The following is a 23,310-nucleotide window of genomic DNA, read 5'->3' as shown; positions in this document are numbered from 1 at the left end:
CGAAGCGCTCCCAAACCCAGACGTTGCGGTTCATCTGTCATACCGCATCGGCTGGTTTTACGACTGCTTCGCAGCCGAGCGGGAGCAAGCTCCCTCGCCACAGGTTGTGTAGGTATTTAGATCAGTGGCAGCAATCAGTGCTTGGCCACGACCAGGTCTTTGGGCAGTTTGAAGGTCCAGAGCATCCCGCCCTGGTTGAAGTCCTTGATGCGCTTGGCCACTTCGCCGCCCCACAGCGGTACGGCGCCGCCCCAGCCGGACAGCACCGAGACGTACTGCTCGCCATCCATTTCCCAGGTCACAGGCGAACCGAGGACGCCGGAGCCGGTCTGGAATTCCCAGACTTTCTCGCCGGTCTTGGCATTGAAGGCCTGGAGGAAACCTTCCGGCGTACCGGTGAACACCAGGTTGCCCTTGGTGGTCAGCACCCCGCCCCACAGCGGCGCGAAGTTCTTGTGGCGCCAGACTTCCTTGCCAGTCTTCGGATCGATCGCACGCAGCACGCCGATGTAGTCTTCATTCAACGGCTTGATGGTGAAGCCGGCACCGAGGAACGCTGCGCCTTTCTTGTAGGCGATGCCTTCGTTCCAGATGTCCATGCCCCACTCGTTGGACGGCACGTAGAACAGCCCGGTGTCCTTGTTGTAGGCCATCGGCATCCAGTTTTTCGCACCGAGGAATGCCGGCGCTACGAACACCGAACCGCCCTTGGCTTCGGTGCCGGGCGCGCCTGGACGGCTGGCTTCGTTGTAGATCGGCCGGCCCTCTTTATCGAGGCCGGAGGCCCAGGTGATCTTGTCCACGAACGGGAAGCCACGGATGAACTTGCCGTTGGTGCGGTCGAGCACGTAGAAGAAACCATTACGGTCAGCGGTGGCGGCGGCTTTGATCTCTTTGCCGCCTTCGGTGTAGTTGAACGACACCAGTTCGTTCACGCCGTCATAGTCCCAACCGTCGTGTGGCGTGCTCTGGAAGTGCCACTTGATGGTGCCGTCGTCCGGGTTCAGCGCCAGACGCGACGAGGAGTAGAGGTTGTCGCCAGGACGCAGGTGCGAGTTCCATGGTGCCGGGTTGCCGGTGCCGAACAGCAGCAGATTGGTTTCCGGGTCGTAGTAACCGCCCAGCCAAGGTGCAGCGCCGCCGGTTTTCCACAAGTCGCCAGGCCAGGTCTTGCCGGCTTCACCGCCGGAGATGCCGTTTTCTACCGCTTTGCCGTCCTTGTAGGTGTAACCCATGTGGCCTTCGACGGTAGGTCGGGTCCACAGCAGGTCGCCGTTTTTCGGGTCGTAGGCTTCGATCTTGCCGACCACGCCGAACTCACCACCGGCCACGCCGGTAATCAGTTTGCCGTTGATCACCAACGGCGCGGCGCTGATCGAATAGCCCTCCTTGTGGTCGGCGACTTTCTTGCTCCAGACCACTTTGCCGGTGTCCTTGTTCAGGGCCACCAGCTTGGCGTCGAGGGTGCCGAAGAACACCAGATCGCCATACAGCGCGACGCCCCGGTTGATCACGTCGCAGCACGGACGGATGTCATCGGGCAGGCGCGCATCGTATTGCCAGAGCTTCTTGCCGGTGCGCGCATCCACCGCAAACACCCGCGAGTAGGAACCGGTCATGTACATCACGCCGTCCTTGATCATCGGCTGTGCTTGCTGACCGCGCTGTTTTTCCCCGCCGAAAGAGAACGCCCAGACCGGCCGCAGGTCCTTGACGTTGTTGACGTTGAGCGTATCCAGCGGGCTGTAGCGCTGACCCTGGACGCCCAGACCGTTGGTGACGATCTGCTCCGGGTTCTTGGGGTCCTGGAGAATGTCCTGATCGGAGACGCCGGCCAGCGCGGTGCCGGACAACAGCATGGCACTGAGCAGCACGCTAAGGACGAAGGGTTGGCGACGTGCGGGGTGGGTCATGACAGCTACCTCTGCGGTTTTTGTTATACCCGGGAAATTTTCCCGGTCTGGTGCAGATTCTTCGGCGCCGCCGCCCTTGGAACAATTGCCCGCAGTGTTGAGATTGCTAGTTCCTTAGTACCGGGTCGGATGAGACCAACACCGGATATGTCGGTCGACACCGGCCCCCTGTGGGAGCGAGCCTGCTCGCGATGGCGGTGTGTCAGACGACATCAATGGTGAATGTGAGGGCCTCATCGCGAGCAGGCTCACTCCCACATTGGATCTGTGTTGTTCATTTGTTTGCAGTGGAATCGACACGGGTCATTTGCGCGCGCTCGTAGCGAGGGTAGAGATGACTGACGCTGCGGATCAGTTCATAGCGGCTCAGGCTGATCGCCGCGAACCGTTCAGGTATGGAACTGCGGATCATCTCGCTCATGTCGCTGCCATTGATCGCACCCTCTCGCATCAGCTGATCGAGCCAGCCGAGGTAGTCACGCATTTGCTCGAACGGTTTCGTGTCCGTCGCCACCGGCCCATGGCCGGGCACGATCAGCGTCCACGGCAAGCCTTGCAGCGTGGCGATGTCCGCCAGCCACACCGACAGCCCCGGGCTGTTGGGCGTGGTCAGCGCCCGTTGGTAAAACACCAGGTCCCCGGCAAACAGCACGCCGGTTTGCTGGTCGAGAATAGCCAGATCCGCGCCGGTGTGCCCACCCAGGCTCAGCAGGCGCAGATCATGATTCCCAAAACTGAGGACGGCGGGTGCCAGCGTCCGCGTCGGCAACACCACCTCGGTGCCACGCATCCAGTCGCCCACCAGCCGATACATGTTCTCGGCCATGGCGTCGCCCTGCTGATGCAGCAGCTCGGTGGTGCCGGGCAGCGCGCCGATCGGCACGTCGCTGAAGGCCTGGTTACCCAACACATGGTCGGGATGGTGATGGGTCAGCAGCACCTCGATCACCGGTTTGTCGGTGGTCGCGGCAATGGCTTTGCGCATCGCTTCGCCATAACGTTTCGACGGCCCGGTATCGATCACCACCACCCCGCGTTCGGTGACAATGAAAGCGGTATTGACGATGTTGCCGCCGTTGGCCTTGGCGAAATTGTCGGTGCTGCCTTCCAGCAGCCAAGTGTCTTCGGCGATCTGTCGGGGCTTGAGTTCATAGTCAAGGTCCGCCAGGGCCGGCAGGCTCAGGCTCAAAAACAACAGCAGCATCCAGCGCATCACGCGCTCCTTGGGGTCAGGGTATGGCCGCATCGAATTGATTGCCGCTGTTGTCGCGCAGCAACAGGCGCGTCTGCCCTGCCCCTTCGATGTCGAAGGCCAGGTTGGGGTTCTCGCTGACGGCGGGAAACAGTTCAAGACGAGCCAGCAACTGATCGTTTTGGTCGCGCAGTTCGGCATGGTTGATGAAAAATTCCGGGATGCCGCTGACCATCCCATTGTCCATCGGATGCGCCACTTGCAGGCGCACACGGCTGAATTCGCCACGGGGATAACGACCGCCCAGCACTTCGCCGATGTGGTCTTCCCAGCCTGGCTGGGTGCGCACCACACTCGGCGCCGTGCATCCGCCGCCCGCCGCATCGATCAACGTAGAGCCGACATGCCAGAGCCCATCACGGGTCAGCACTGCCGCGCGCAACGGCGTGGCCTGCTCGATACGAATGCGGATCGACAGCCAGGGCAGGACGCGGTCGACCGGTTGGAAATCAACGATCTTCGGCAAGGGATTGAGTTCAGCCCAGGCGAGGATTTTCACCACCTCGCCTTTGAACGCCCGGGCGTCGATTTCCAGTGGCACTTGCCGGGCGTCTTCGGCAAACGGCGGTGCCAGCAGCTTCACCCGGTCATCGAAAATGAACGGTGCATCGCCGAGCATCTGCTTGTGATAGAAGGCCCACATCACCGACGGCACCGGGTCTTTGCCCGGCTCGACGGCGCCAGCATGCGCCGCCAAGGTTAGCCAGCAGAGCAACAGGCAACTCGCTCGCCAGTTCACTGTTGATACATCTCTGGCACGTCATAGCGCAGGCCGTAATGGCCATAAATGGTTTTGACCGCACCCTCGCGGATCAACACCTCCAGCGCCTCTTCCACGGCATAGGCCAGTTGACGGTTGCTTTCATGCACCGCCATGCCGATCTCCCAGAGCTGCTTGCCCATGTTCGGGTAGGCGTTTTCCGCCAGCGCCACTTGCGGGTCTGCTGCTTCGTGAACCTGCCAGTCGATCTCACCACGCATGGCCATGACCGCGTCGACTTCGCCGGCCTTCATCGCCGCAAACGCTTGGGGCACGCCGGGATAGTGGTGAGTCTTGCCGGCAAGCATGCCGCTGAACACCGAGGTCAGGTAGAACGACGGCACGCTGTCGACTTCGACGCCGATCGGGTGGTGCTCGAACACGGCGACGCTGCCCACCGATTCCAGACGGCGACGGTCATAGGCGACTTGCCATTGTTCGTTCTGGTACGGCCCGAACATCACCACATGGCCGTTTTCCAGTTCACCCACTTCGTTGCGTTTTTGCGCGTAATCGCGGTCGTATGGCACGCGCATCATCAGGTCGGCCAGTTGCAGATCGTGCAACTGACTGGCCCGCCAGATGTAATCGCGCAGGTCGTCATCGAGCTTCTCGCCGGCGGGCGCCCAGATCAACGTCAGGTGCACACCCAGCGCTTTGGCCAAGGCTGCGGCGAGCTCGACATCGACCCCGCGGGGCTGGCCGGCGTCTTCAAAACTGTAGGGGGCGAAGTCCTTGTAGACAGCCACTTTCAGCTCCCCGGCGGCGATCATTTCGTCATAGGTACGGACCTGCGCCTGCACAGCCTGGCAGCACAGCAACACGGCGCAGATCAACACAGCGAACAGGCGCATGGATTACTCCTCGACGTGAACGCTGTCCAGGTAAGTGCGCACGGCCCACAAGGCTTCCTGACTCAGGTAATCAGCCATCTTCGGCATGTACACCCGGCCATCGCGCACGGCTCCGTTGCGCACGCGCTCGACGAACCATTCATCCCCCGCTTCGCCCACATCGAGCATGCGCAGATCGGGGGCGATGCCGCCGGACTTGGCTTCCAGGCCATGACAGGCCGCACAGTTCTGGTTGTAGGCCGAAGAGCCGATTTCCACAGCCTTATCGTGTTCCGGGGAGGTGCGATACGGGTTCACCGCCGCCCAACCATCGGCATCCACCTGCAAGCCGGCGTCCTTGATCGGGGTCAGTCCCTTGGTTTCTATGGCCTGAGGTACCACGTTGCCATGGGCCCAGACGGAGCCTGCACTGATAAAACCGGCCAGCAGTCCGGCAACGAGCAAGGCGTTGCGTTTTGTTGTCATTGTTATGCCCTCAAGATTGCACGCAAAACCTCTTTGAAGAGGCTATGGCACCCATCTTGGTACGGCCTTCGCACAATCCCCATGCTGCTTTGGTGGCCGCCGCCCAGTACCTTGGTAGTAGGGCTTGTGGCGCACACCCAATTCAGGTGCCGCACGGGAAGTTTTCCCGGCAACAGCGGGACTTTTTCCGTATCCGCCACCACGCTGGGCGCACCACCCTGTGCAGGCCAAAACCTCCACTGGGAACTGCAACCATGACAATAAGATCGCTACCCGCCCTTTCCCCTTTGACCCTCGCCGTGCAGGCTTTTCTGCTGGTGAGCAGCCTGTCGCTGAGTTCTGCAAGCCATGCCGCGACGGCTCCCGCCACGCCCACCCGCAACGTGACATGGGAAGACATTGCCAATGATCACCTGACCACTAAGGACGTGCTGCAATACGGCATGGGCACCAACGCCCAGCGCTGGAGCCCGTTGGCCCAGGTCAACGACAAGAACGTGTTCAAACTGACGCCGGCCTGGTCCTACTCGTTCGGCGATGAAAAGCAGCGTGGCCAGGAATCCCAGGCCATCGTCAGCGACGGCGTGGTCTACGTCACCGGTTCGTACTCGCGGGTATTCGCCCTGGACGCCAAGACCGGCAAACGCCTGTGGACCTACAACCATCGCCTGCCGGACAACATTCGTCCGTGCTGCGACGTGGTCAATCGCGGCGCGGCGATCTTTGGCGACAAGATCTACTTTGGCACCCTCGACGCCCGCCTGGTCGCCCTGGACAAGAACACCGGCAAAGTGGTGTGGAACAAGAAGTTCGGCGACCATGCCGCCGGCTACACCATGACCGGCGCCCCGGTGCTGATCAAAGACAAGACCACCGGCAAGGTGCTGCTGATTCACGGCAGTTCCGGCGATGAATTCGGCGTGGTGGGTCAGTTGTTTGCTCGTGATCCGGACACCGGTGAAGAAGTCTGGATGCGGCCCTTCGTCGAAGGCCACATGGGTCGCTTGAACGGCAAGGACAGCACCACCACCGGCGACGTCAAGGCGCCGTCCTGGCCGGATGATCCGACCACCGAAACCGGCAAGGTCGAAGCCTGGAGCCACGGCGGCGGTGCCCCTTGGCAGAGCGCGAGTTTCGATCCGGAAACCAACACCATCATCGTCGGCGCCGGCAACCCTGGCCCGTGGAATACCTGGGCGCGCACGTCCAAGGACGGCAATCCCCACGACTACGACAGCCTCTACACCTCCGGCCAGGTCGGCGTCGACCCGAGCACCGGTGAGGTGAAATGGTTCTACCAGCACACGCCGAACGATGCCTGGGATTTCTCCGGCAATAACGAGCTGGTGCTGTTCGATTACAAGGACAAGGACGGCAAAACGGTTAAGGCCACCGGCCATGCGGACCGCAACGGTTTCTTCTACGTGGTGGACCGAAACAACGGCAAATTGCAGAACGCGTTCCCTTTCGTCGACAACATCACCTGGGCCAGCCACATCGACTTGAAGACCGGCAAACCGGTGGAAAACCCGGGCCAGCGTCCAGCCAAACCGCTGCCGGGCGAGACCAAGGGCAAGTCGGTGGAAGTGTCGCCGCCGTTCCTCGGTGGCAAGAACTGGAACCCGATGGCGTACAGCCAGGACACCGGGCTGTTCTACATCCCGGGCAACCAGTGGAAAGAGGAATACTGGACCGAAGAGGTCAACTACAAGAAAGGCTCGGCCTATCTGGGCATGGGTTTCCGCATCAAGCGCATGTACGACGATCACGTCGGCTCCCTGCGCGCCATGAACCCGACCACCGGAAAAGTGATTTGGGAGCACAAGGAAGCGCTGCCGCTGTGGGCCGGCGTATTGGCCACCAAAGGCAACCTGGTGTTTACCGGTACCGGCGACGGCTTCCTCAAGGCCTTCGACGCAAAAACCGGCGCGCAGCTGTGGAAGTTCCAGACCGGCAGCGGCATCGTCTCGCCGCCGATCACCTGGGAACAGGATGGCGAGCAGTACGTCGGCGTGACCGTCGGTTATGGCGGCGCGGTGCCGTTGTGGGGCGGTGATATGGCTGAATTGACCAAACCGGTGGCTCAGGGCGGGTCGTTCTGGGTGTTCAAGATTCCGAGTTGGGACAACAAGACTGCGCAGAAGTAATCTGCTCGCCCCCTGTGCTCACAGGGGGCTTGCCTGTGTTCAGGACGCTTTCTGTGGCGAGGGGGTTTACCCCCGTTGGGTCGCGAAGCGGCCCCCTGCATTCTCCAGGGAGACCGAGTTGCCTGGATTAACGACTGCTTCGCAGCCGAACGGGGGTAAACCCCCTCGCCACAGGAACTCAGTTAGCCACAGATTTTGTGTGTATCCAGCTGCCCTCCACCTTTCGAGGACTTGCCATGAAATATCTGCCTCTACTGCTATTGCTCGCCGCCCTTCCGGTTTTCGCCGACGACGACTCCCCACTCATCATCAACGGCTGCACCATCGCCGATCAAAGCCAATGCCCCGGCGCCAATCTCAAAGGCGCCAACCTGAGCAATCAGGACCTGCGCAACATGAACCTCAGCGGCGCCGACCTGCGCGATGCCGACCTGCGTCACGCCCGACTCGACCTCGCCAACCTGGAAAAAGCGCAACTGCAAGGCGCCAACCTGACCCGCGCCAGCCTGCAACAGAGCAACTTGCGCCTGGCCGATTTCACCGGTGCGACGTTGATGGCGATCCAGGGTTGGGGAATGTTTGCCCAAGGCGCGCAATTCCAGGACGCCAACCTCAGCGGCGCCTTCCTGCAATTCGCCCGCCTCTCCGGTGCGAAATTGCACAACGCCAATCTGCGGGCTGCCGATTTGGAGATGACCTGGTTGAGCAAGGCAGATCTCAAGGGCGCCAATCTCAGCGATGCCAACCTGCAAGAAGCCAAGTTGGGCGAAAGCAATCTGGAGCAGGCCAACCTCAGCGGTTCACGGCAGCACTATGCGAATTTTCAGGATGCCAATATGGAGGGCTGCACCGGTTGCCCGACGACTTGGAACAAATGAACTGAATGCACACAAACCCCTGTGGGAGCGGGCTTGCTCGCGAAGGCGGAGTATCAGTCGACATTAATGTTGGATGTGAGGCCCTCTTCGCGAGCAAGCCCGCTCCCACATTAGAAATTTGTTGCCCGGGCTACCGAGTCAGCTGGCGACCCGCACCACCCCCATATCAATCCCCAAATGCACCAGCTCAGTGTGAGACGTGACCTGCAATTTGCTCTTGAGCAAGGTCAGGTGGTTGGAGACGGTTTTGCTGCTGATGCTCAACTGCTCGGCAATCAAGCGTGCCGGGGTGCCTTTGGCGAGCATCACGAAAATCTCCAGTTCGCGCTGGGTCATGCTCTGCAACCGTGGGTCGCTGGCGTCCTGTTGCGGGTGGCACGCCAGTTGGGTGGCCAGCGGTTGTTCGATGTAGGCGTGGCCGGCGAGGATCCGTTGCACCGCCTCGATCAGCACTTGCGGCGCCGAGCTTTTGGTCAAATACCCCGAAGCCCCGGCATCCAGTGCCTGGCGCACCAGCGGCAACTCATCGTGCATGCTGAAAAACAGTACCCTCAGTTGCGGCAATCGTTGACGCAAACGCCGGGTGGTTTCCAGCCCGCTGATCCCCGGCAAACCGAAATCCATGATCACCAGGTTCGGCACGGCTTCCTGAACCCGCGTCAGCGCCTCCTCCCCCGTGGCCGCTTCACGCACCTCCATCGCCGGCAACAATGCCCGCAACAAACTCGCATAGCCCTGACGGACCACCGCATGGTCATCGACCAGCAGAATATTCATGTCGCCTCCAAAGGCATGCTCAAGGCCAGCGCCCAACCCGCGCCGGGGTGGCTGATGATCCGCAATTCGCCGCCGAGGCTGCGGGCGCGTTCGAACATCGAATACAAACCGACGCCGGGCCGCTGTGGCTGCGCTGCGCCGCGTCCGTTATCGCGAATCAACAAACGCAGATGCCCGCCGCGGTGTTGCAGGCGAACCCGAACCTGAGTCGCGTCGGCGTGCCGGGCGATATTGGTCAGCGACTCCTGCAACAGGCGATAGAGATGGGTTTTGTTCGACGCGGACAACGCCGGCAACTGCGCGCTGACCCGCAACTGGCAATCGATGCCCTGGCGCGCCTGCCATTGCTCCACCAGCAAGCCGAGGGCTTCCGCCAGCGGCAGGTGTTGCAGCACCACCGGATAGAGGTCATGCACCAGCGCCCGAAAGCCCTGCTGCAAGTGTTCGCAATTGTGTTCCAGCTCGAGCACCGTGCGTTCCACCACCACGGGTTGATCAGTCACCAGCCGCAACAGACAGGCCTGGGCGCGAATCCCTGCCAGGTACTGGCCGAGATCATCGTGCAGGGTCTGCGCCAGATGAGTGCGCTCCTGTTCCTGCACCGCCAACAGCGTCCGGGTCAGATGCGTATTGTCGGCGCGGGCCTGCTCCAACGCCTCGGTCATGCGATTGAAATGCACCGCCAGTTGCCGCGCCTCCGGTACGCCTTCCGCGCGCAATCGCACCTTGAGCTGGCCACCCGAGACTTGCTGCAACGCGCGCAGCAATTCATCGAGCAAACCCATGCCTCGGCGTACAGCCCAGCGGATGGTGAGCAGACTCAAGATCAAGGCGAGGCCACACAGGCCCAACAATTGCTGCAATGAATCCCAGACTTCGTCGATCTCATCCCGGGGATCGACTGCGATCTGTACGCGCCGGCCATCGCGCAAATCTAGGACCCGCGCACTGTGCCGGGCTTCGGCGAACAACAGACGCCCAAGCCACGCATCGAGCCCGTCCTGAACCGGCAGCCGTGCCGCTTCGCCGGGTTCCAGCCAGCGCACCCGCACATGCCGCAGGCTACCGGTCAACCGTGGCTGCAAACTGGCGGGATCACGCTCGGCGGATTCGCTCAAATATTCGACCACCGCCTCGGCGGATTGCAGCTCACGCTCCACGTCCGCCAGGGCCTGGTGCACCAGCAAACCCATGCACGCCAGCGTAACCAGGGCGAACAATCCGCACACCCAAAGGTTGATCCGCCACAGGGCCGACACGCTTAGCGCCCCGGTGTCGCGGGCAAGACCAGCAACGGCGCCGGACGCGGGCCGTGCAGCTTGTCGACGCCGATCAGGGTCAGGATCAACAGCAACGGCAGGAGCAACGCTTTGAGAATTCGCATGGTCGATCTCCTCCTGTGTGATGGCCGTTATTGCCCATGCTAAAACCGCGCCGTCCCGGGCGAGCTACTACCTTGGTACTGCCTGACTGGTACTTTCTGCATATTTCATTCTGCCTCGCAGGCTTCCTATGCTGGCGCTACCTGTAATGGAGTGCCGAAATGCGCCAGCTTGCCCCTTACGCCTTGATCTACCTGCTGGCGATTGCCTGCGCCGCCGGGCTGGCGACCCAGAGCCAGGCGGCCGATGCGCCATTGCAGGTGCAAATCGGCTACCTGGGCTTTCGACCTGACCCCGGCCCGTTGCTGTCGAACGTGATTCCCGAACCGGTCGATGCCGGACTTCGCGGCGCCGAACTGGCGATCACCGACAGCAACAGCACCGGGCGTTTTCTCAACCAGAGTTACAGCCTTGTCAGCGTCAACGCCGACAGCGCGGACGCCCTGATCGCAGCGGCCAAGGCCCAGCATGCGCAAGGTCTGCGCCTGTTTGTGGTGAATGCACCGGTCGAGAGTCTGCGTAGACTCAGCGCCGTGCTGCCCGACAGTCTGCTGTTTAACGCCGGCAGCCCGGATGACAGCCTGCGCACCACCGACTGCCTGCCGAACGTGCTGCACAGCCTGCCGAGCCGGGCGATGCTCGCCGATGCGCTGGCGCAATTTCTGGTGGTGCGCAAATGGCAGCGGGCGCTGCTGATCGTCGGCCCGACCCCGGACGATCAGGCTTACGCCGCCGCCCTGCGCCGCGCCGCCAAACGCTTCGGTTTAAAACTGGTGGCGGAAAAAGCCTGGAGCTTCGACAACGACCAGCGTCGCAGCGCCCAGGCCGACATGCCGCTGTTCACCCAGACCGCCGAGTACGACGTGGTGCTGGTGGCGGATGAGCGCGGTGACTTCGGCGAGTACGTGCCTTACCAGACCTGGTACCCACGGCCGGTCGCCGGCACCCAAGGCCTGACCCCGGTGGGATGGCACAAAACCGTGGAAACCTACGGCGCCGCGCAATTGCAGAAACGCTTCGAAGCCCTGGCCGGGCGCTGGATGAATGACCGCGATTTCGCGGCATGGATTGCCGTGCGCAGCATCGCCAGCGCGGTGAGCAAATTGCGAAAGGTTGATCCGATGGCGATCCGTGCGCTGGAAATCAGCGATCAATTGCCGCTGGACGGTTTCAAGGGTCGCAAGCTCAGCTATCGGCCGTGGAACGGTCAGTTGCGCCAACCGATTCCCATCGTCCAGCCCCGGGCGCTGGTCAGCACGTCACCGCAGGACGGTTTCCTGCACCCCTTCAACGAGATGGACAGCCTCGGCTACGACAAGCCCGAGGTCAGCTGCCGCTTTCCCTGATCCAACTTTCCAAAAAAACCAAAACAAAAAAGGAATCCACCATGCGCCGCACCCTGCTCTCTTGCGCTTTGCTGCTCGCCGCCGGGCACGCCGCGGCCAGCACCGCCTGGGTCTCCAACGAAAAAGACAACAGCCTGAGCCTGATCGACCTGCAAACCCTGCAAGTCACTGACACCCTGCCCGTCGGCCAGCGTCCGCGGGGTTTGTTGCTGTCCCACGACAACAAGCTGCTGTACATCTGCGCCAGCGACTCGGACCGGGTCCAAGTGATGGACGTCGCCACGCGCAAGATCATCAAGGAACTGCCCTCGGGCAAAGACCCCGAGCAGTTCGCCCTGCACCCCAACAATCGCTGGCTCTACGTCTCCAACGAAGACGATGCGCTGGTCACCGTGATCGACACCGAAACCTCCAAGGTGCTGAGCCAGATCAGCGTCGGCGTCGAACCCGAAGGCATGGCCGTCAGCCCCGACGGCAAGTGGGCGGTGAACACCAGCGAAACCACGAACATGCTGCACTGGATCGACACCAGCACCCAGACCCTGGCCGACAGCACGCTGGTGGATCAGCGACCGCGTTTCGTCGAGTTCGCCCCTGATGGTTCCAAGCTCTGGGCCTCGGCGGAGATCGGCGGCACGGTGACCATTCTCGATGTCGCCACCCGGCAGGTCCTCAAGACCTTGACCTTCCAGATCAAGGGCGTGCACCCGGACAAGGTCCAGCCAGTGGGCATCAAGCTCAGCGCCGACGGCAAGTACGGTTTCGTCGCGCTCGGTCCGGCCAACCATGTGGCGGTGATCGATGCCAAGACCTTTGAAGTGCTTGATTACCTGCTGGTCGGCCGCCGCGTGTGGCAGATGTCGTTTACCCCGGATCAGAAGCAACTGCTGGCCACCAACGGCGTCAGCGGCGATGTGTCGGTGATTGATGTCGACAACCTCAAGGTGACCAAATCGGTGAAGGTCGGACGCTATCCGTGGGGCGTGGTGGTGACGCCATGAACGCACTGGAAGTCAGCGAGCTGAGTTTTGCCTATGGCGCGCGGGAGGCATTGCGGCAGGTGAGTTTCAACCTGGCGCCGGGGCGTTTCGCGGCGCTGCTGGGGCCCAATGGCGCGGGAAAATCCACGCTGATTGCGTTGTTGACCCGGCTCTATGATGTGCAGCGCGGTGACATCCGGGTCGGCGGTTGTTCGTTGCGCAATGTGGCGCGCCCGGCACTCAAGCAATTGGGCGTGGTATTCCAGCAAAGCACGCTGGACCTGGACCTCAGCGTCGAGCAGAACCTGCGCTATCACGCCGCGTTGCATGGCATGTCCCGGCGCCAGACCGGTCTGCGGGTCGACGCCGAACTGGCGCGCCAGGCCTTGACCGAACGCCGTCGCGAGCGGGTGCGTGAACTCAATGGCGGTCACCGTCGCCGGGTGGAAATCGCCCGCGCCTTGTTGCATGAGCCACGCCTGTTGTTGCTCGACGAGGCCAGTGTCGGCCTCGATCCGGCCAGCCGTCTGGCGCTCAATCAACATATTCGCGGCCTTTGCCGCGAGCAGAACATCAGCGTGCTCTGGACCACCCATTTGCTGGATGAAGTGCAGCCCAGCGACGACTTGCTGATTCTCCATCAAGGACGCTTGGTCGCCAGCGGTCAGGCTGAGGCCTTGAGCCAGGAACATGGTGGCGACCTTGGTTCGGCCTTCACCCGCCTGACCACATCAGGAGCCGCCAGATGAATGCTTATTGGCAATGCTTCAGCGGCATCGTGCTGCGTGAATGGCTGCGTTTTGTGCTGCAACGCACGCGGTTTCTCAGTGCGCTGGTGCGGCCGTTGTTGTGGTTGCTGGTGTTCGCCGCCGGGTTTCGCGCAGCGCTGGGGATCGCGATCATCGAGCCCTACGACACTTACATTCCTTATGAGGTCTACATCATCCCTGGCCTTGCTTGCATGATCCTGCTGTTCAACGGCATGCAAGGTTCGTTGTCGATGGTCTACGACCGGGAGATGGGCAGCATGCGCGTGCTGCTGACCAGCCCCCTGCCCCGGACTTTCCTGCTGTGCAGCAAGTTGTTGGCCACGTCGCTGATTTCGTTGTTGCAGGTGTATGCCTTCCTGGCGATTGCCTGGGTGTATGGCGTGCAGCCGCCGGCCATGGGGTTGCTGATCGCCTTGCCGGCGTTGCTACTGGTGGCGTTGATGCTCAGCGCCTTGGGTCTGCTGCTGTCCAATGCGATCCGCCAATTGGAGAACTTTGCCGGGGTGATGAATTTCGTGATCTTCCCGCTGTTTTTTATGTCATCGGCGTTGTATCCGCTGTGGAAAATGCGCGAGTCCAGCGAGTGGTTGTACTGGCTGTGCGCATTGAACCCGTTTACCCACGCAGTGGAGCTGGTGCGGTTTGCCTTGTATGAGCGCTTCAATCCGCTGGCGCTGGCAGTGTGCGTGGGGCTGACCCTGGTATTCGCCCTGCTGGCCGTACTCACCTTCAACCCACAACACGCCGCCCTGCGCAAAACCAGCTAACAACACAAATCCCCCTGTGGGAGCGGGCTTGCTCGCGAAGGCGGCTGTCCAGTCGACAAAAATGTTGCCTGACACACCGCTTTCGCGAGCAAGCCCGCTCCCACAGGGGATTTGTGTTGGACAGACAGGGGGAAATTACTACTTTAGTACTGGTTTTCCTGTCTATCGTCGCATTCCCAATGCACCGAGACTGGCATGTAATGGGTTCATAACTATAAGGATTGAACCCCCATGCTGCGTGCCCAACGTCGTCTGTTGTGCCCTTCCCTTGCTGCGCTGTCGCTGAGCCTGTTGCTGGGCGCCGCGCACGCCGAGACACCGCTGTTTTCTGCCGACGGCTATCGCATCAATCTTTATCGCAGCCCGACTCCGAATCAGCTGCAAGGCGCGGCCATCATCGACACCGCCGCCCTGCAAACCCTGCTCACCCAGACACCGCGCCCGGTGCTGATCGACGTCTACCGTCGCCAATGGCTTCAAGGCCGTTTCATCGAAGACCAGCCCCACGAGAACCTTCCCGGCAGCCATTGGCTGGCCAATACCGGCGACGGCGACCTGACAGCTGACTGGCAGGGCTATTTTGCGCGTAACCTGAACACATTGACCGCAGGAAACCTGGCGCAACCGATGGTCTTCTACTGCCGCTCCGACTGCTGGCTGAGCTGGAATGCCGTCAAACGCGCCGCCGCCATGGGCTATAAGACACTGTATTGGTATCGCGACGGCCTGGACGCCTGGCAGGCAGCCAATCTGCCCGTGACGCCCGCCCAGCCCGAGCCCTTCCCCTGACCTTTACGCGTGAGTGTTGTTGCCACACCATAATGAAAATAATGAGGTGAAAGGCTATGTACAAAATTCTGATTGCCGACGATCACCCGCTGTTTCGCGAAGCCATCCATAACGTCATCAGCGATGGCTTTCCGGGCAGCGAGGTCATGGAAACCGCTGACCTGGACAGCGCCCTGCTGCTGACCCAGGAACACGACGACCTGGACCTGATACTGCTCGACCTGAACATGCCCGGCATGCACGGCCTCAACGGCCTGATCAACCTGCGCAACGAAGCGCCGACCATTCCGGTGGTGATCGTCTCAGCCGAGCAGGACAAGCAGATCGTGCTGCAAGCCATCACCTATGGCGCGGTGGGGTTCATCACCAAATCCTCCCCCCGCGTGCAAATGACCGAGGCCATCCAGCAGATTCTCAATGGCAACGTGTACTTGCCGCCGGACATCATCCGCACACAAAAATGCGGCACCCACCGGCGCATGAATGACAACCCGAGCTTCCCGCCAGAATTGCTCCAGGCCCTGACTCGCAAGCAGTTGCTGGTGCTGGAGCGCATGACCAAAGGGGAATCGAACAAACAGATCGCCTACACCCTGGAAATCGCCGAAACCACGGTCAAGGCGCATGTCTCGGCGATCCTGCGCAAACTCAACGTGCACAATCGGGTGCAGGCGATCCTGAGTGCCGGGGATATTGATTTCGGGTCTTACCTGCGGCGCTGAATGTTGGGGTTCCCCTGATCCCTGTGGCGAGGGAGCTTGCTCCCGTTGGGCCGCGAAGCGGCCCCCTTCAAACTTCCAGATAGACCGAGTTGCCTGATTTACGACTGCTTAGCAGCCGGACGGGAGCAAGCTCCCTCGCCACAGATTCAGTGTCCGGAGGGATTAACGGGATGGCCCAAGCAAATGACTCATCGCCGTCTTCAGTTTCATCGGCCGTACAGGCTTATGCATCAACGTATGCCCCAACTCACGAATCTGCTGCTTGAGCTCATTGCTGTAGTTGGCAGTAATCATCATCGCCGGGATCGCTGAACCGCGCCGGGCGTTGATCCGGGCGACGGCATCGACGCCGTTCTGATCGTCATCCAAGTGATAGTCGGCGATCAGCAAGTCGGCTTCTTCATGATAGTTGTCCACCTGCCGCGCCAGGTCTTGCTCCGACAGCGCCGTCACCACTCGACATCCCCACCCTTCCAGCAACGTGCGCATGCCCGCGCAGATCGCCGCGTCGTTATCCAGCACCCACACCCGCGCACCGCGCAGACGCTCCAGCATCGGCTCACTCATCAGCAGCGCCGGTTGCGCCGTCGGGGCGGTGGCGCTCAACGGCACTTCGACGGAAAACATCGAGCCCTTGCCCGGCCACGAACGCACGTGAATCCGGTGACCGAGAATCCCGGCAATCTTCTCGACAATCGCCAGCCCCAGACCCAACCCACGGTCCTGATCCGGGCGCTGCACATCGCCGCGCTTGAATTCCTGGAAAATCTCTTCAAGCCGATTTTCGGCAATGCCCATGCCGCTGTCCCAGACCTCGATCGTCAACCGCTGATGATGACGCCGACACCCGAGCACCACACGACCGCTGTAGGTGTAGCGAATGGCGTTGCTCAGCAGATTGCGCAGGATCCGCGCCAGCAACTGGATGTCGCTGCGCACCAACGCCGAACACGGGATGAAATGCAGCTCAAGCCCTTCACTGCGGGCCACCTGGGTGTACTCGGCGGCGAGGTTTTCCAGCAGTTCGCTCAAGGCGAACGGTGCAATGTCGGCCTTTATCACTCCCGCATCGAGTTTGGAAATATCCACCAGCGTGCACAACAGGTTTTCCACATCTTCCAGGGAATTGCTGACATTGCGCACCAGAATCGCATTGGCCACCGGCTCGCGGCGTTCCAGCAAAGCGCTGGTAAACAGTCGCGCCGCGTTGAGCGGTTGCAGCAGGTCGTGACTCACGGCGGCGAGAAACTTGGTCTTGGACAGGTTGGCCTGCTCGGCCTCGAGTTTGGCCTCGCGCAAACGCGACTCCACGCGCCGACGCTCATCGATTTCCCGCAGCAATTGGTCGTTGAGGGTGGTCAGTTCGGTGGTGCGTTCGCGCACCCGCAACTCGAGATTCTGATAGGCCTGGTGCAGCGCCTCGGCCGTGCGACGACGTTCGGTGATGTCGCGGATCAACACAAAGATCCCCACCACTTCCCCGGTGGCCAGGCGATTGGGTACGTAGGAACGCAGCATGTAGCGTTCCTGATTGTTGATGTTGGTTTCGGCGAACTCGAACGTCACGCTCTCACCGGCCAGGGCCCGGGCCACGTAGGCTTCGAGGCGCTGGTAATGCTGCTCGCTGTGGACCTCGCGCAGGCTCTGCCCAAGCATCACGCCGCGAGGCCAGCAGTACCATTCTTCGTAGACTTTGTTGGTGAACTCATAGACCAGATCGGCATTGAGGTAGGCGATCAGCGCCGGCACATGGTCGGTGATCAGGCGAATCCAGCGCTCGCTTTCGCTCAGTGCTTCGGCGTGTTGGTAGCGTTCGGTAATGTCAGTGAACGTGTTGACGAAACCGCCGGTAGGCAACGGATGGGTGCGGATTTCCAGCACCCGACCATCGTAAAGACGCTGCTCGCATTCCTGCACGGGCCGCCCGTTGGCATCGCGACTCGCTGGGGTCAGCAGGTTCAATTCGCTGTCGGCGATCACTTCGGCAAACGGCCGATGGGCCGCCACCGGGGCCAGTCCGCTGAGCTCGAGGAAACGGCGGTTCCAGAGCTCCAGGATGCCTTCGGCATTGACCATGGCCACGCCTTGGGACAGGTTATCGACCGCCCGTTGCAACAAGTGGGATTTCTGCGCCACCGCCTGCTCGCGGCGCACGGTTTCGCTGAGTTTGACGTCGGTAATGTCAGTGAACAGGATCACCCGTCCACCTTCCTGGGTCGGCCGTTCGCTGACCTGCAACCAGCGGCCGTTCTGCAGGCGATAGATCAGGTTTTCGTCGGCATGCCCGCGCGGTTCTTCAGTGAACAAACCGGTGGAACTCATCAGGCGCTTGACCTCGGCCAGGCGCATGCCGGCGTTGATCCGCACCCGGCTGTTCCCCCAGAACGCCTTGAAGCGGCTGTTGAACAAGACGATGCGCTGCTCGGCATCGAACAGCACAAAGGCGTCGGAAATGCTCTCGATCGCATCGATCAGATGCTGATGCGCCGTCTCGGCCCGCAGGCGCGCTTCGCTGAGCAAGTGATTGCCCGACTTGAGTTCGGCCATGGCCTGGTTCAAGGCATCGGTGCGCTCACGCACCTGTTCGGCCAGCACCACCGAATGCTGGAAGGCCGCGTACGGGTCGTTGCCGCGGGTAATGCCGGATTCGATCCGTTCGATCAGCGCACTGTTGATGCGCTGCAGTTTGTGGTTGTCGTGGCGCAGACTGGCGAGCTGCGCCTGCAATTCAACGATGTCCAGGGGACCGGCCTCGGGCAATGGCAACCCCGGTGAAGGTCTGGTTGATGTGCATGCCATTGAACTGTTCTCCGTAGGTGTTGAAACCCATCACCCGTTGGTCACGCAAAAACGTACCGATTTGCTCCAGGCCGCCGCCGTCTTTCAGCTCCAGACGCCTGAGAAAACAGTCGCAGCCGATGGTCAGCAGCAGATCGCCAAGCCGCTCCTGCAAGCCTTCAAACAAGGTTTGCAGGTTCGGCAGCATCGGGCCGGGGGTCATGACGGTGAGGACGATGCCGTTTTCCACGGCGCAGTAAAAACTCAGGCTCAGGTCCGGATGCACCTGCTGGATCGCCCGCACGTAATACTGCTCGTTGATCCGCACCGCCAACGGGTGCGCGGCGAAGACCCGGTGGTCGAGCTCGGCCACCGGCACGCCGATGTGCCGGGCGTACTCCTCGGCGGCGGGTTCGGCGTTGAGTTCAAAGACCCGGCGCGAGGCGCTGTCAGCCCCGGTGACCACCAGTTTTTCCGCCCTCGGCAAGATGTGGTGAGTGGTGAACACCTCGAAATCCAGCCAGGTATTGACCAGCACCACCACCGCCGCGCCGCTGTGAAACTCGCCGCCGAAATAGACGTGGGTGTGGGTCAGGTAATTGTCGTCGCCGGCCGAACCGCCGAAGTGCGGGATATCGCCCAACGCCGCGCTTAGCGCCGCGAGGACCATCTCTTCACGGCTGGACAGACCATCGAGCAAGGTCAGGGCAAAGCTGTTGCCCTTGATCGGCGCCAGGGTGTTGCTGCGACAGCCACTGACCAGGCGTTCGACCATTTGCTGGGCGTCGATCAGGCTGAAGCGCTCCATCTCGCAGATCAGTTCGGCGTCGATGGAGAAATGCCGATGGTCGAATCCCACCGCCGTCACGCAGTTGCGACCGTAACCCAGCGGCGTGATTTCCCCGGCGCTGGTGCAACCCACCAGGCGAATGCCGCCGAAGCTCTGTTGCAAGGCCTGGCCCAGCGCCTGCAAGTCGTACTCGGCGGAACAGAAGAACAGCACGAAGCCCAGGTGCGGGTGCAATAACTGCCGCGCGAGCTCCTGAGCGACTTGTTGGGCATCCATGGCCTGGGACATGCCGCTGACCACTCCTTCACTCTGGACCTGCTGCATGGTCGCCCCCCGCAGGTGCGCGTGTATGAGGCTCGAGTGTACGAAGCTTGCGGGCTGCGACGTATGCTACTTGGGTAGCGGTCAGGCGCTTCGATGGGATGAGTTCAGTGTGACGTTCGAACCCTTGTGGCGAGGGGACTTGTCCCCGTTGGACTGCGTAGCAGGCCCCCTGCGGTCGATGCGCAACCGAAGGGGGCCGCTTCGCGACCCAACGGGGACAAGTCCCCTCGCCACAGGTCATCTCTGTCAAGCCGTTACCAGTTCAACACCGCCCCCACCGCAAAGGTGTCGGTGTCTTCGTTCTGGGCGCTGGTGTCGTGGCCGTTGATTTCGAACTGGTTGTACTCGGCCACGAGCTTGAGGTTGTCGTTGACGTCATGGAACAGCGCAATGCCGCGCGTCTCATAATCCGCGCCGCTGCCGACCACGCCGTTGCCGTCATCGTTGGTCTTGCCATATGACAAGGCCAGGCGATTCTTGCCCAGTTTGTACGAGCCCTGCAGCAAGTAGCCGTCGCTGTCGACGTTGCGCAAGGTCGGTTCGCCGGCGTTGTTGGTGAAGAACGGGTTGATGCCCTTGGCCTGGAACCCGGAACCGGTCAGCGACAACCCGCCCATCTTGGCCTGCACGCCATAGCCGACGCCTTTGGAAGTGACGGACTGCACCGTGGCGTCGGTATTCTCCGAGGTCTGGTAGCTGCCGTTGACCCAGCTGTAAATCTTCGCGCCGGCGACGTCGAACTGATAGGTGACCTCGCTCTCGGTACGCGGGTTCTCCTGATAGGCCTTGCCCAATGGACTGCTGTCGTTGGTGTCGACCGGATCGAGAATCCCCACGGCCACCCGCAACCCCTCCATCACAGGGGTGCGATAGGTGATCTGCGAGGTCGGGAACGGGTACGGATAACCCGTGCCGATATTGCCGAACGACACGCCGCCACCGTCCACCAACCCCAGGGTATCGCTGACCTGACCGTAACCGGCGAGCATTTCATCGAGCAAGATGTTGGAGCGGGCGAACAGGCCGAAGTCCTTGCCGATCAGCACTTCGCCCCACTCCGGATTGGCCACGGTGCCGTAGAACTGCCGCACATCGATGGCGGTGTCGGTGCCGTTGGTCTGGCTGTCGTTGATGGTCACCCAGAACGACGCTCGCGCACCGAGCTTCAGGTCATCGACCTGTTTGCCCATGTTGAAACCCAGGTAGTTGGGCAGATAGCCCATTTTCACCCGCGCCTGTTTCCGGTCGTACTGGTCGCCGGCACGGTCCACATCGCTGTTCACGTAGAAGGCGTTGATGTAGCCGTCGGTAGAGAATGTGGTCTGGTCCTTGTCGTACAGCACGATCTCGGCCTGGGCCATTGAGCTCAAACCGAGGGTCGACAGGCTGGCGATGAAGGCAGGCAAGTAACGATGCTTGAAGTTCTTATTGTTGGGCATGACGCGCTCCGCAGCGGGGGACTGGATGTCGGAGGCGATTATCGAAAGGTGACCGGCGGCGGCATACGCTGCCTTGGGGGCGGTTTTGAAGTGCTTTGGAGTGGCAGGTTAAGCGCGGCAAATTCGGTGTAAGACCGGGCCGCGCCAAGACCCGGAACTTAGGACGTACGCCTGCCCGGCAGACTGGCTGCCACAGGAACCGGTACTTCCTAGACGCCCGCCCGGAACAGCATGTAAGCGGCGACTACGACACAGACGCTGGCGAAACCGATTTGCAGCGCTCGGGCCGGCACGCGCGCGCAGAGCTTTCGGCCAACAATCATGCCGACCACGCTGGCGACGATGAACGCCCCACCCAATGCGTCAATTCTGACCCCGGCATGAAACGCGCCGATCACGCCAATGGCCGAAATCAGGCTGATCACCATCAAGGACGTGGCGACAATGCCGCGCATCTGCACATCGGTCAGTTGCTTGAAGGCCGGGACGATCAAAAAGCCGCCGCCGACCCCGAGCAGGCCAGAGACAACGCCGGTCACCGCGCCCAGCGCCGCGAGGGTTGCGGTGCATTTGGCGGTCCAGGAAAAACGCCCGGTCTGCTGATCGAGCATGCAGTTTTTCTGGCCCCAGTTGGCGTGGCCATGGTCGCTCGGCCCTTCTTCCTGACGCTCGCGACGCAGCATTCGCCAGGCCACCATGACCATCAGCAGGCTGAACAGGATCATCAGGATTTTTTCCGGCAGTTGATGGGCGAAGTAGATACCGACCGGCGAAAAAACCGCCCCCAGCAATGCGATCAGCAACGCCGCGCGATAGCGCACCAGGCCATGGCGCAAACCATCAATCGCCCCGACCGCCGCCGCACTGCCCACCGCAAACAAGGCCACCGGCGCGGCCTGGGTCATGGTCAAACCCAGTCCCAGCACCAAGGCCGGCACTGCCAGAATGCCGCCACCGGCCCCAGTCAATCCAAGGACCAGACCCATCACCACCCCAAAGAAACTTGCCAACAACATAAAACGCTCGTGATCCGCGAAAAAAAGCCGGGGACGCCCGGTATCGATGACTGACAGGATAGAGCCCGTGCGGATTTTTTCCTTCATCAATTAACGCGGGGCTGGTCAGCGCAGGGAAAATGACACTACCCTCATGGCTTGTCCTGAAAGAAACGGCCACCATGCCCGCCTTGATTGAAGCTTTTTTAGACCCTGCCTCATCCACCTACAGCTACGTGATTTACGAAGGTGCTGGCAGTCAATGCGCCATCGTCGACCCGGTGCTCGACTACGACCCCGCCGCCGGGCGCACCGCTACCACGCAAGCCGACAAGATCATCGCCTTCGTACGCGAACATCAACTGCAGGTGCAATGGCTGCTGGAAACCCACGCCCATGCCGATCACCTGTCTGCCGCACCGTATCTGCGCCGGGAACTGGGAGGCAAAATTGCCATCGGCCAGTCGATCAGCAAGGTCCAGGGTGTGTTCAAGACCCTGTTCAACCTTGAGCCGGAATTTCGCAGCGACGGTTCGCAATTCGACCATCTGTTCGCGCCGGACGAATCGTTCATGATCGGCCACCTCAAAGCCACCGCCCTGCATGTGCCCGGCCACACACCGGCAGACATGGCTTATTTGATCGACGGCGATGTGATCCTGGTGGGCGACACCTTGTTCATGCCCGACGTCGGCACCGCCCGTTGCGATTTCCCCGGCGGCAACGCCCACCAGATGTTCGCCTCGATCCACAAACTGCTGGCCTTCCCCGCCAGCGTCCGGCTGTACGTCTGCCACGACTATCCGCCCGAAGGCCGCGAATCCCGCTGCATGACCACGGTGGGCGAGCAGCGCAAAAGCAACATCCACGTTCATGACGGCATCGATGAAACGGCGTTCGTCGCCATGCGAACCCAGCGTGATGCCGGGCTGGGCATGCCGACGTTGTTGCTGCCGGCGATCCAGGTGAATGTGCGGGCGGGGAATTTGCCGCCGGCGGAGGATAACGGCGTCGTGTACCTGAAAATCCCCCTGAATAAACTCTAACGCTCGATCGTTCCCTCGCATGGGGACGATCGAACACGTAACCCGTAGCAGCTGTCGAGCAGCGCGAGGCTGCGTCTGCGGTGAATCTGAAGAAACTCGGTTACCGGGTTTGCGACGGCTTCGCCGCCGAACGCTG

General features: G+C 61.5%; 21 protein-coding genes. 9 read left to right on the top strand and 12 right to left on the bottom strand.

Annotation, left to right across the window (positions count from 1 at the left end; translation table 11 throughout):
• Positions 1 to 134 precede the first annotated feature (134 nt).
• The 5 genes from ACA060_RS12460 to pedF form a co-directional block, all read right to left on the bottom strand.
• A complete protein-coding gene (locus ACA060_RS12460; RefSeq protein ID WP_497317572.1) occupies positions 135 to 1,913 on the bottom strand; it encodes a PQQ-dependent methanol/ethanol family dehydrogenase in 1,779 nt (592 codons plus the stop codon).
• A gap of 274 nt (positions 1,914 to 2,187) precedes the next feature.
• Positions 2,188 to 3,126 (bottom strand): quinoprotein relay system zinc metallohydrolase 1, encoded by a 939-nt coding sequence (locus tag ACA060_RS12455; protein ID WP_497317570.1) that lies wholly within the window; start codon positions 3,124 to 3,126, stop codon positions 2,188 to 2,190.
• Between the two features lie 16 nt (positions 3,127 to 3,142).
• A complete protein-coding gene (locus tag ACA060_RS12450; protein WP_497317568.1) occupies positions 3,143 to 3,904 on the bottom strand; it encodes a quinoprotein dehydrogenase-associated SoxYZ-like carrier in 762 nt (253 codons plus the stop codon).
• The gene (locus ACA060_RS12445; protein ID WP_497317566.1) at positions 3,901 to 4,779 is read right to left on the bottom strand and encodes a substrate-binding periplasmic protein; all 879 of its coding nucleotides are present in this window, start codon (positions 4,777 to 4,779) and stop codon (positions 3,901 to 3,903) included. Before ACA060_RS12445 ends, ACA060_RS12450 begins: the two co-directional genes overlap by 4 nt.
• Positions 4,780 to 4,782: 3 nt before the next feature.
• Positions 4,783 to 5,244 carry a cytochrome c-550 PedF gene (pedF, locus tag ACA060_RS12440; protein WP_497317564.1) on the bottom strand — a complete coding sequence of 154 codons (462 nt, stop codon included), beginning with the start codon at positions 5,242 to 5,244 and terminating at the stop codon, positions 4,783 to 4,785.
• Between the two features lie 254 nt (positions 5,245 to 5,498).
• Here pedF and exaA point away from each other — a divergent pair, with 254 nt between their 5' ends.
• Positions 5,499 to 7,391 carry a quinoprotein ethanol dehydrogenase gene (gene exaA, locus ACA060_RS12435; RefSeq protein WP_497317562.1) on the top strand — a complete coding sequence of 631 codons (1,893 nt, stop codon included), beginning with the start codon at positions 5,499 to 5,501 and terminating at the stop codon, positions 7,389 to 7,391.
• A 236-nt stretch (positions 7,392 to 7,627) separates the two neighbouring features.
• Entirely contained in the window at positions 7,628 to 8,269 is a 642-nt protein-coding gene (locus ACA060_RS12430) for a pentapeptide repeat-containing protein (protein ID WP_497317560.1), read from the top strand.
• Between the two features lie 138 nt (positions 8,270 to 8,407).
• Here the strand turns inward: ACA060_RS12430 and ACA060_RS12425 are convergent, their stop codons facing one another.
• From ACA060_RS12425 to ACA060_RS12415, 3 genes are read right to left on the bottom strand one after another with little or no spacing between them, the layout of a single operon-like run.
• On the bottom strand, positions 8,408 to 9,046 hold the full coding sequence (locus ACA060_RS12425) for a response regulator (protein ID WP_497317558.1): 639 nt from the start codon (positions 9,044 to 9,046) through the stop codon (positions 8,408 to 8,410).
• Complete coding sequence (locus ACA060_RS12420) at positions 9,043 to 10,305, bottom strand: sensor histidine kinase (RefSeq protein ID WP_497317556.1); 1,263 nt, start codon at positions 10,303 to 10,305, stop codon at positions 9,043 to 9,045. The genes ACA060_RS12425 and ACA060_RS12420 overlap by 4 nt, the downstream gene beginning before the upstream one ends.
• 2 nt (positions 10,306 to 10,307) lie before the next feature.
• Positions 10,308 to 10,430 (bottom strand): hypothetical protein, encoded by a 123-nt coding sequence (locus ACA060_RS12415; protein WP_255143041.1) that lies wholly within the window; start codon positions 10,428 to 10,430, stop codon positions 10,308 to 10,310.
• Between the two features lie 159 nt (positions 10,431 to 10,589).
• On the opposite strand from ACA060_RS12415, the gene ACA060_RS12410 reads away from it, so the two are divergent.
• From ACA060_RS12410 to ACA060_RS12385, 6 genes are all read left to right on the top strand, one after another.
• A complete protein-coding gene (locus ACA060_RS12410) occupies positions 10,590 to 11,774 on the top strand; it encodes an ABC transporter substrate-binding protein (RefSeq protein WP_497317554.1) in 1,185 nt (394 codons plus the stop codon).
• Positions 11,775 to 11,815: 41 nt separating this feature from the next.
• On the top strand, positions 11,816 to 12,775 hold the full coding sequence (locus ACA060_RS12405) for a YVTN family beta-propeller repeat protein (RefSeq protein WP_497317552.1): 960 nt from the start codon (positions 11,816 to 11,818) through the stop codon (positions 12,773 to 12,775).
• Positions 12,772 to 13,503, top strand: coding sequence for an ABC transporter ATP-binding protein (locus ACA060_RS12400; protein WP_497317550.1), 732 nt, complete (start codon positions 12,772 to 12,774; stop codon positions 13,501 to 13,503). Before ACA060_RS12405 ends, ACA060_RS12400 begins: the two co-directional genes overlap by 4 nt.
• The gene (locus ACA060_RS12395; RefSeq protein WP_109630233.1) at positions 13,500 to 14,291 is read left to right on the top strand and encodes an ABC transporter permease; all 792 of its coding nucleotides are present in this window, start codon (positions 13,500 to 13,502) and stop codon (positions 14,289 to 14,291) included. Before ACA060_RS12400 ends, ACA060_RS12395 begins: the two co-directional genes overlap by 4 nt.
• A gap of 231 nt (positions 14,292 to 14,522) precedes the next feature.
• On the top strand, positions 14,523 to 15,080 hold the full coding sequence (locus ACA060_RS12390) for a PQQ-dependent catabolism-associated CXXCW motif protein (RefSeq protein WP_497317548.1): 558 nt from the start codon (positions 14,523 to 14,525) through the stop codon (positions 15,078 to 15,080).
• A gap of 56 nt (positions 15,081 to 15,136) precedes the next feature.
• A complete protein-coding gene (locus ACA060_RS12385; protein ID WP_094471953.1) occupies positions 15,137 to 15,802 on the top strand; it encodes a response regulator transcription factor in 666 nt (221 codons plus the stop codon).
• A 162-nt stretch (positions 15,803 to 15,964) separates the two neighbouring features.
• Here ACA060_RS12385 and nahK read toward each other — a convergent pair whose 3' ends face one another.
• The 4 genes from nahK to ACA060_RS12365 all read right to left on the bottom strand — a co-directional run bounded on the left by nahK (position 15,965) and on the right by ACA060_RS12365 (position 22,149).
• Positions 15,965 to 18,562, bottom strand: a complete 2,598-nt coding sequence (gene nahK / locus ACA060_RS12380) for a hybrid sensor histidine kinase/response regulator NahK/ErcS' (protein WP_497318224.1) — start codon at positions 18,560 to 18,562, stop codon at positions 15,965 to 15,967.
• The gene (gene nosP, locus ACA060_RS12375) at positions 18,531 to 19,694 is read right to left on the bottom strand and encodes a nitric oxide-sensing protein NosP (protein WP_497317546.1); all 1,164 of its coding nucleotides are present in this window, start codon (positions 19,692 to 19,694) and stop codon (positions 18,531 to 18,533) included. Before nosP ends, nahK begins: the two co-directional genes overlap by 32 nt.
• 254 nt (positions 19,695 to 19,948) lie before the next feature.
• Entirely contained in the window at positions 19,949 to 21,133 is a 1,185-nt protein-coding gene (locus ACA060_RS12370; RefSeq protein ID WP_497317544.1) for a porin, read from the bottom strand.
• 209 nt (positions 21,134 to 21,342) lie between these two features.
• Entirely contained in the window at positions 21,343 to 22,149 is an 807-nt protein-coding gene (locus tag ACA060_RS12365) for a sulfite exporter TauE/SafE family protein (protein WP_497317542.1), read from the bottom strand.
• 161 nt (positions 22,150 to 22,310) lie between these two features.
• Here ACA060_RS12365 and ACA060_RS12360 point away from each other — a divergent pair, with 161 nt between their 5' ends.
• Positions 22,311 to 23,174, top strand: a complete 864-nt coding sequence (locus tag ACA060_RS12360; protein WP_497317540.1) for an MBL fold metallo-hydrolase — start codon at positions 22,311 to 22,313, stop codon at positions 23,172 to 23,174.
• Positions 23,175 to 23,310 lie beyond the last annotated feature (136 nt).

Source organism: Pseudomonas sp. LBUM1671, assembly GCF_059695685.1.
The sequence above is the reverse complement of the archived record's forward strand: the minus strand, read 5'-3'. Positions and strand labels throughout refer to the sequence as shown.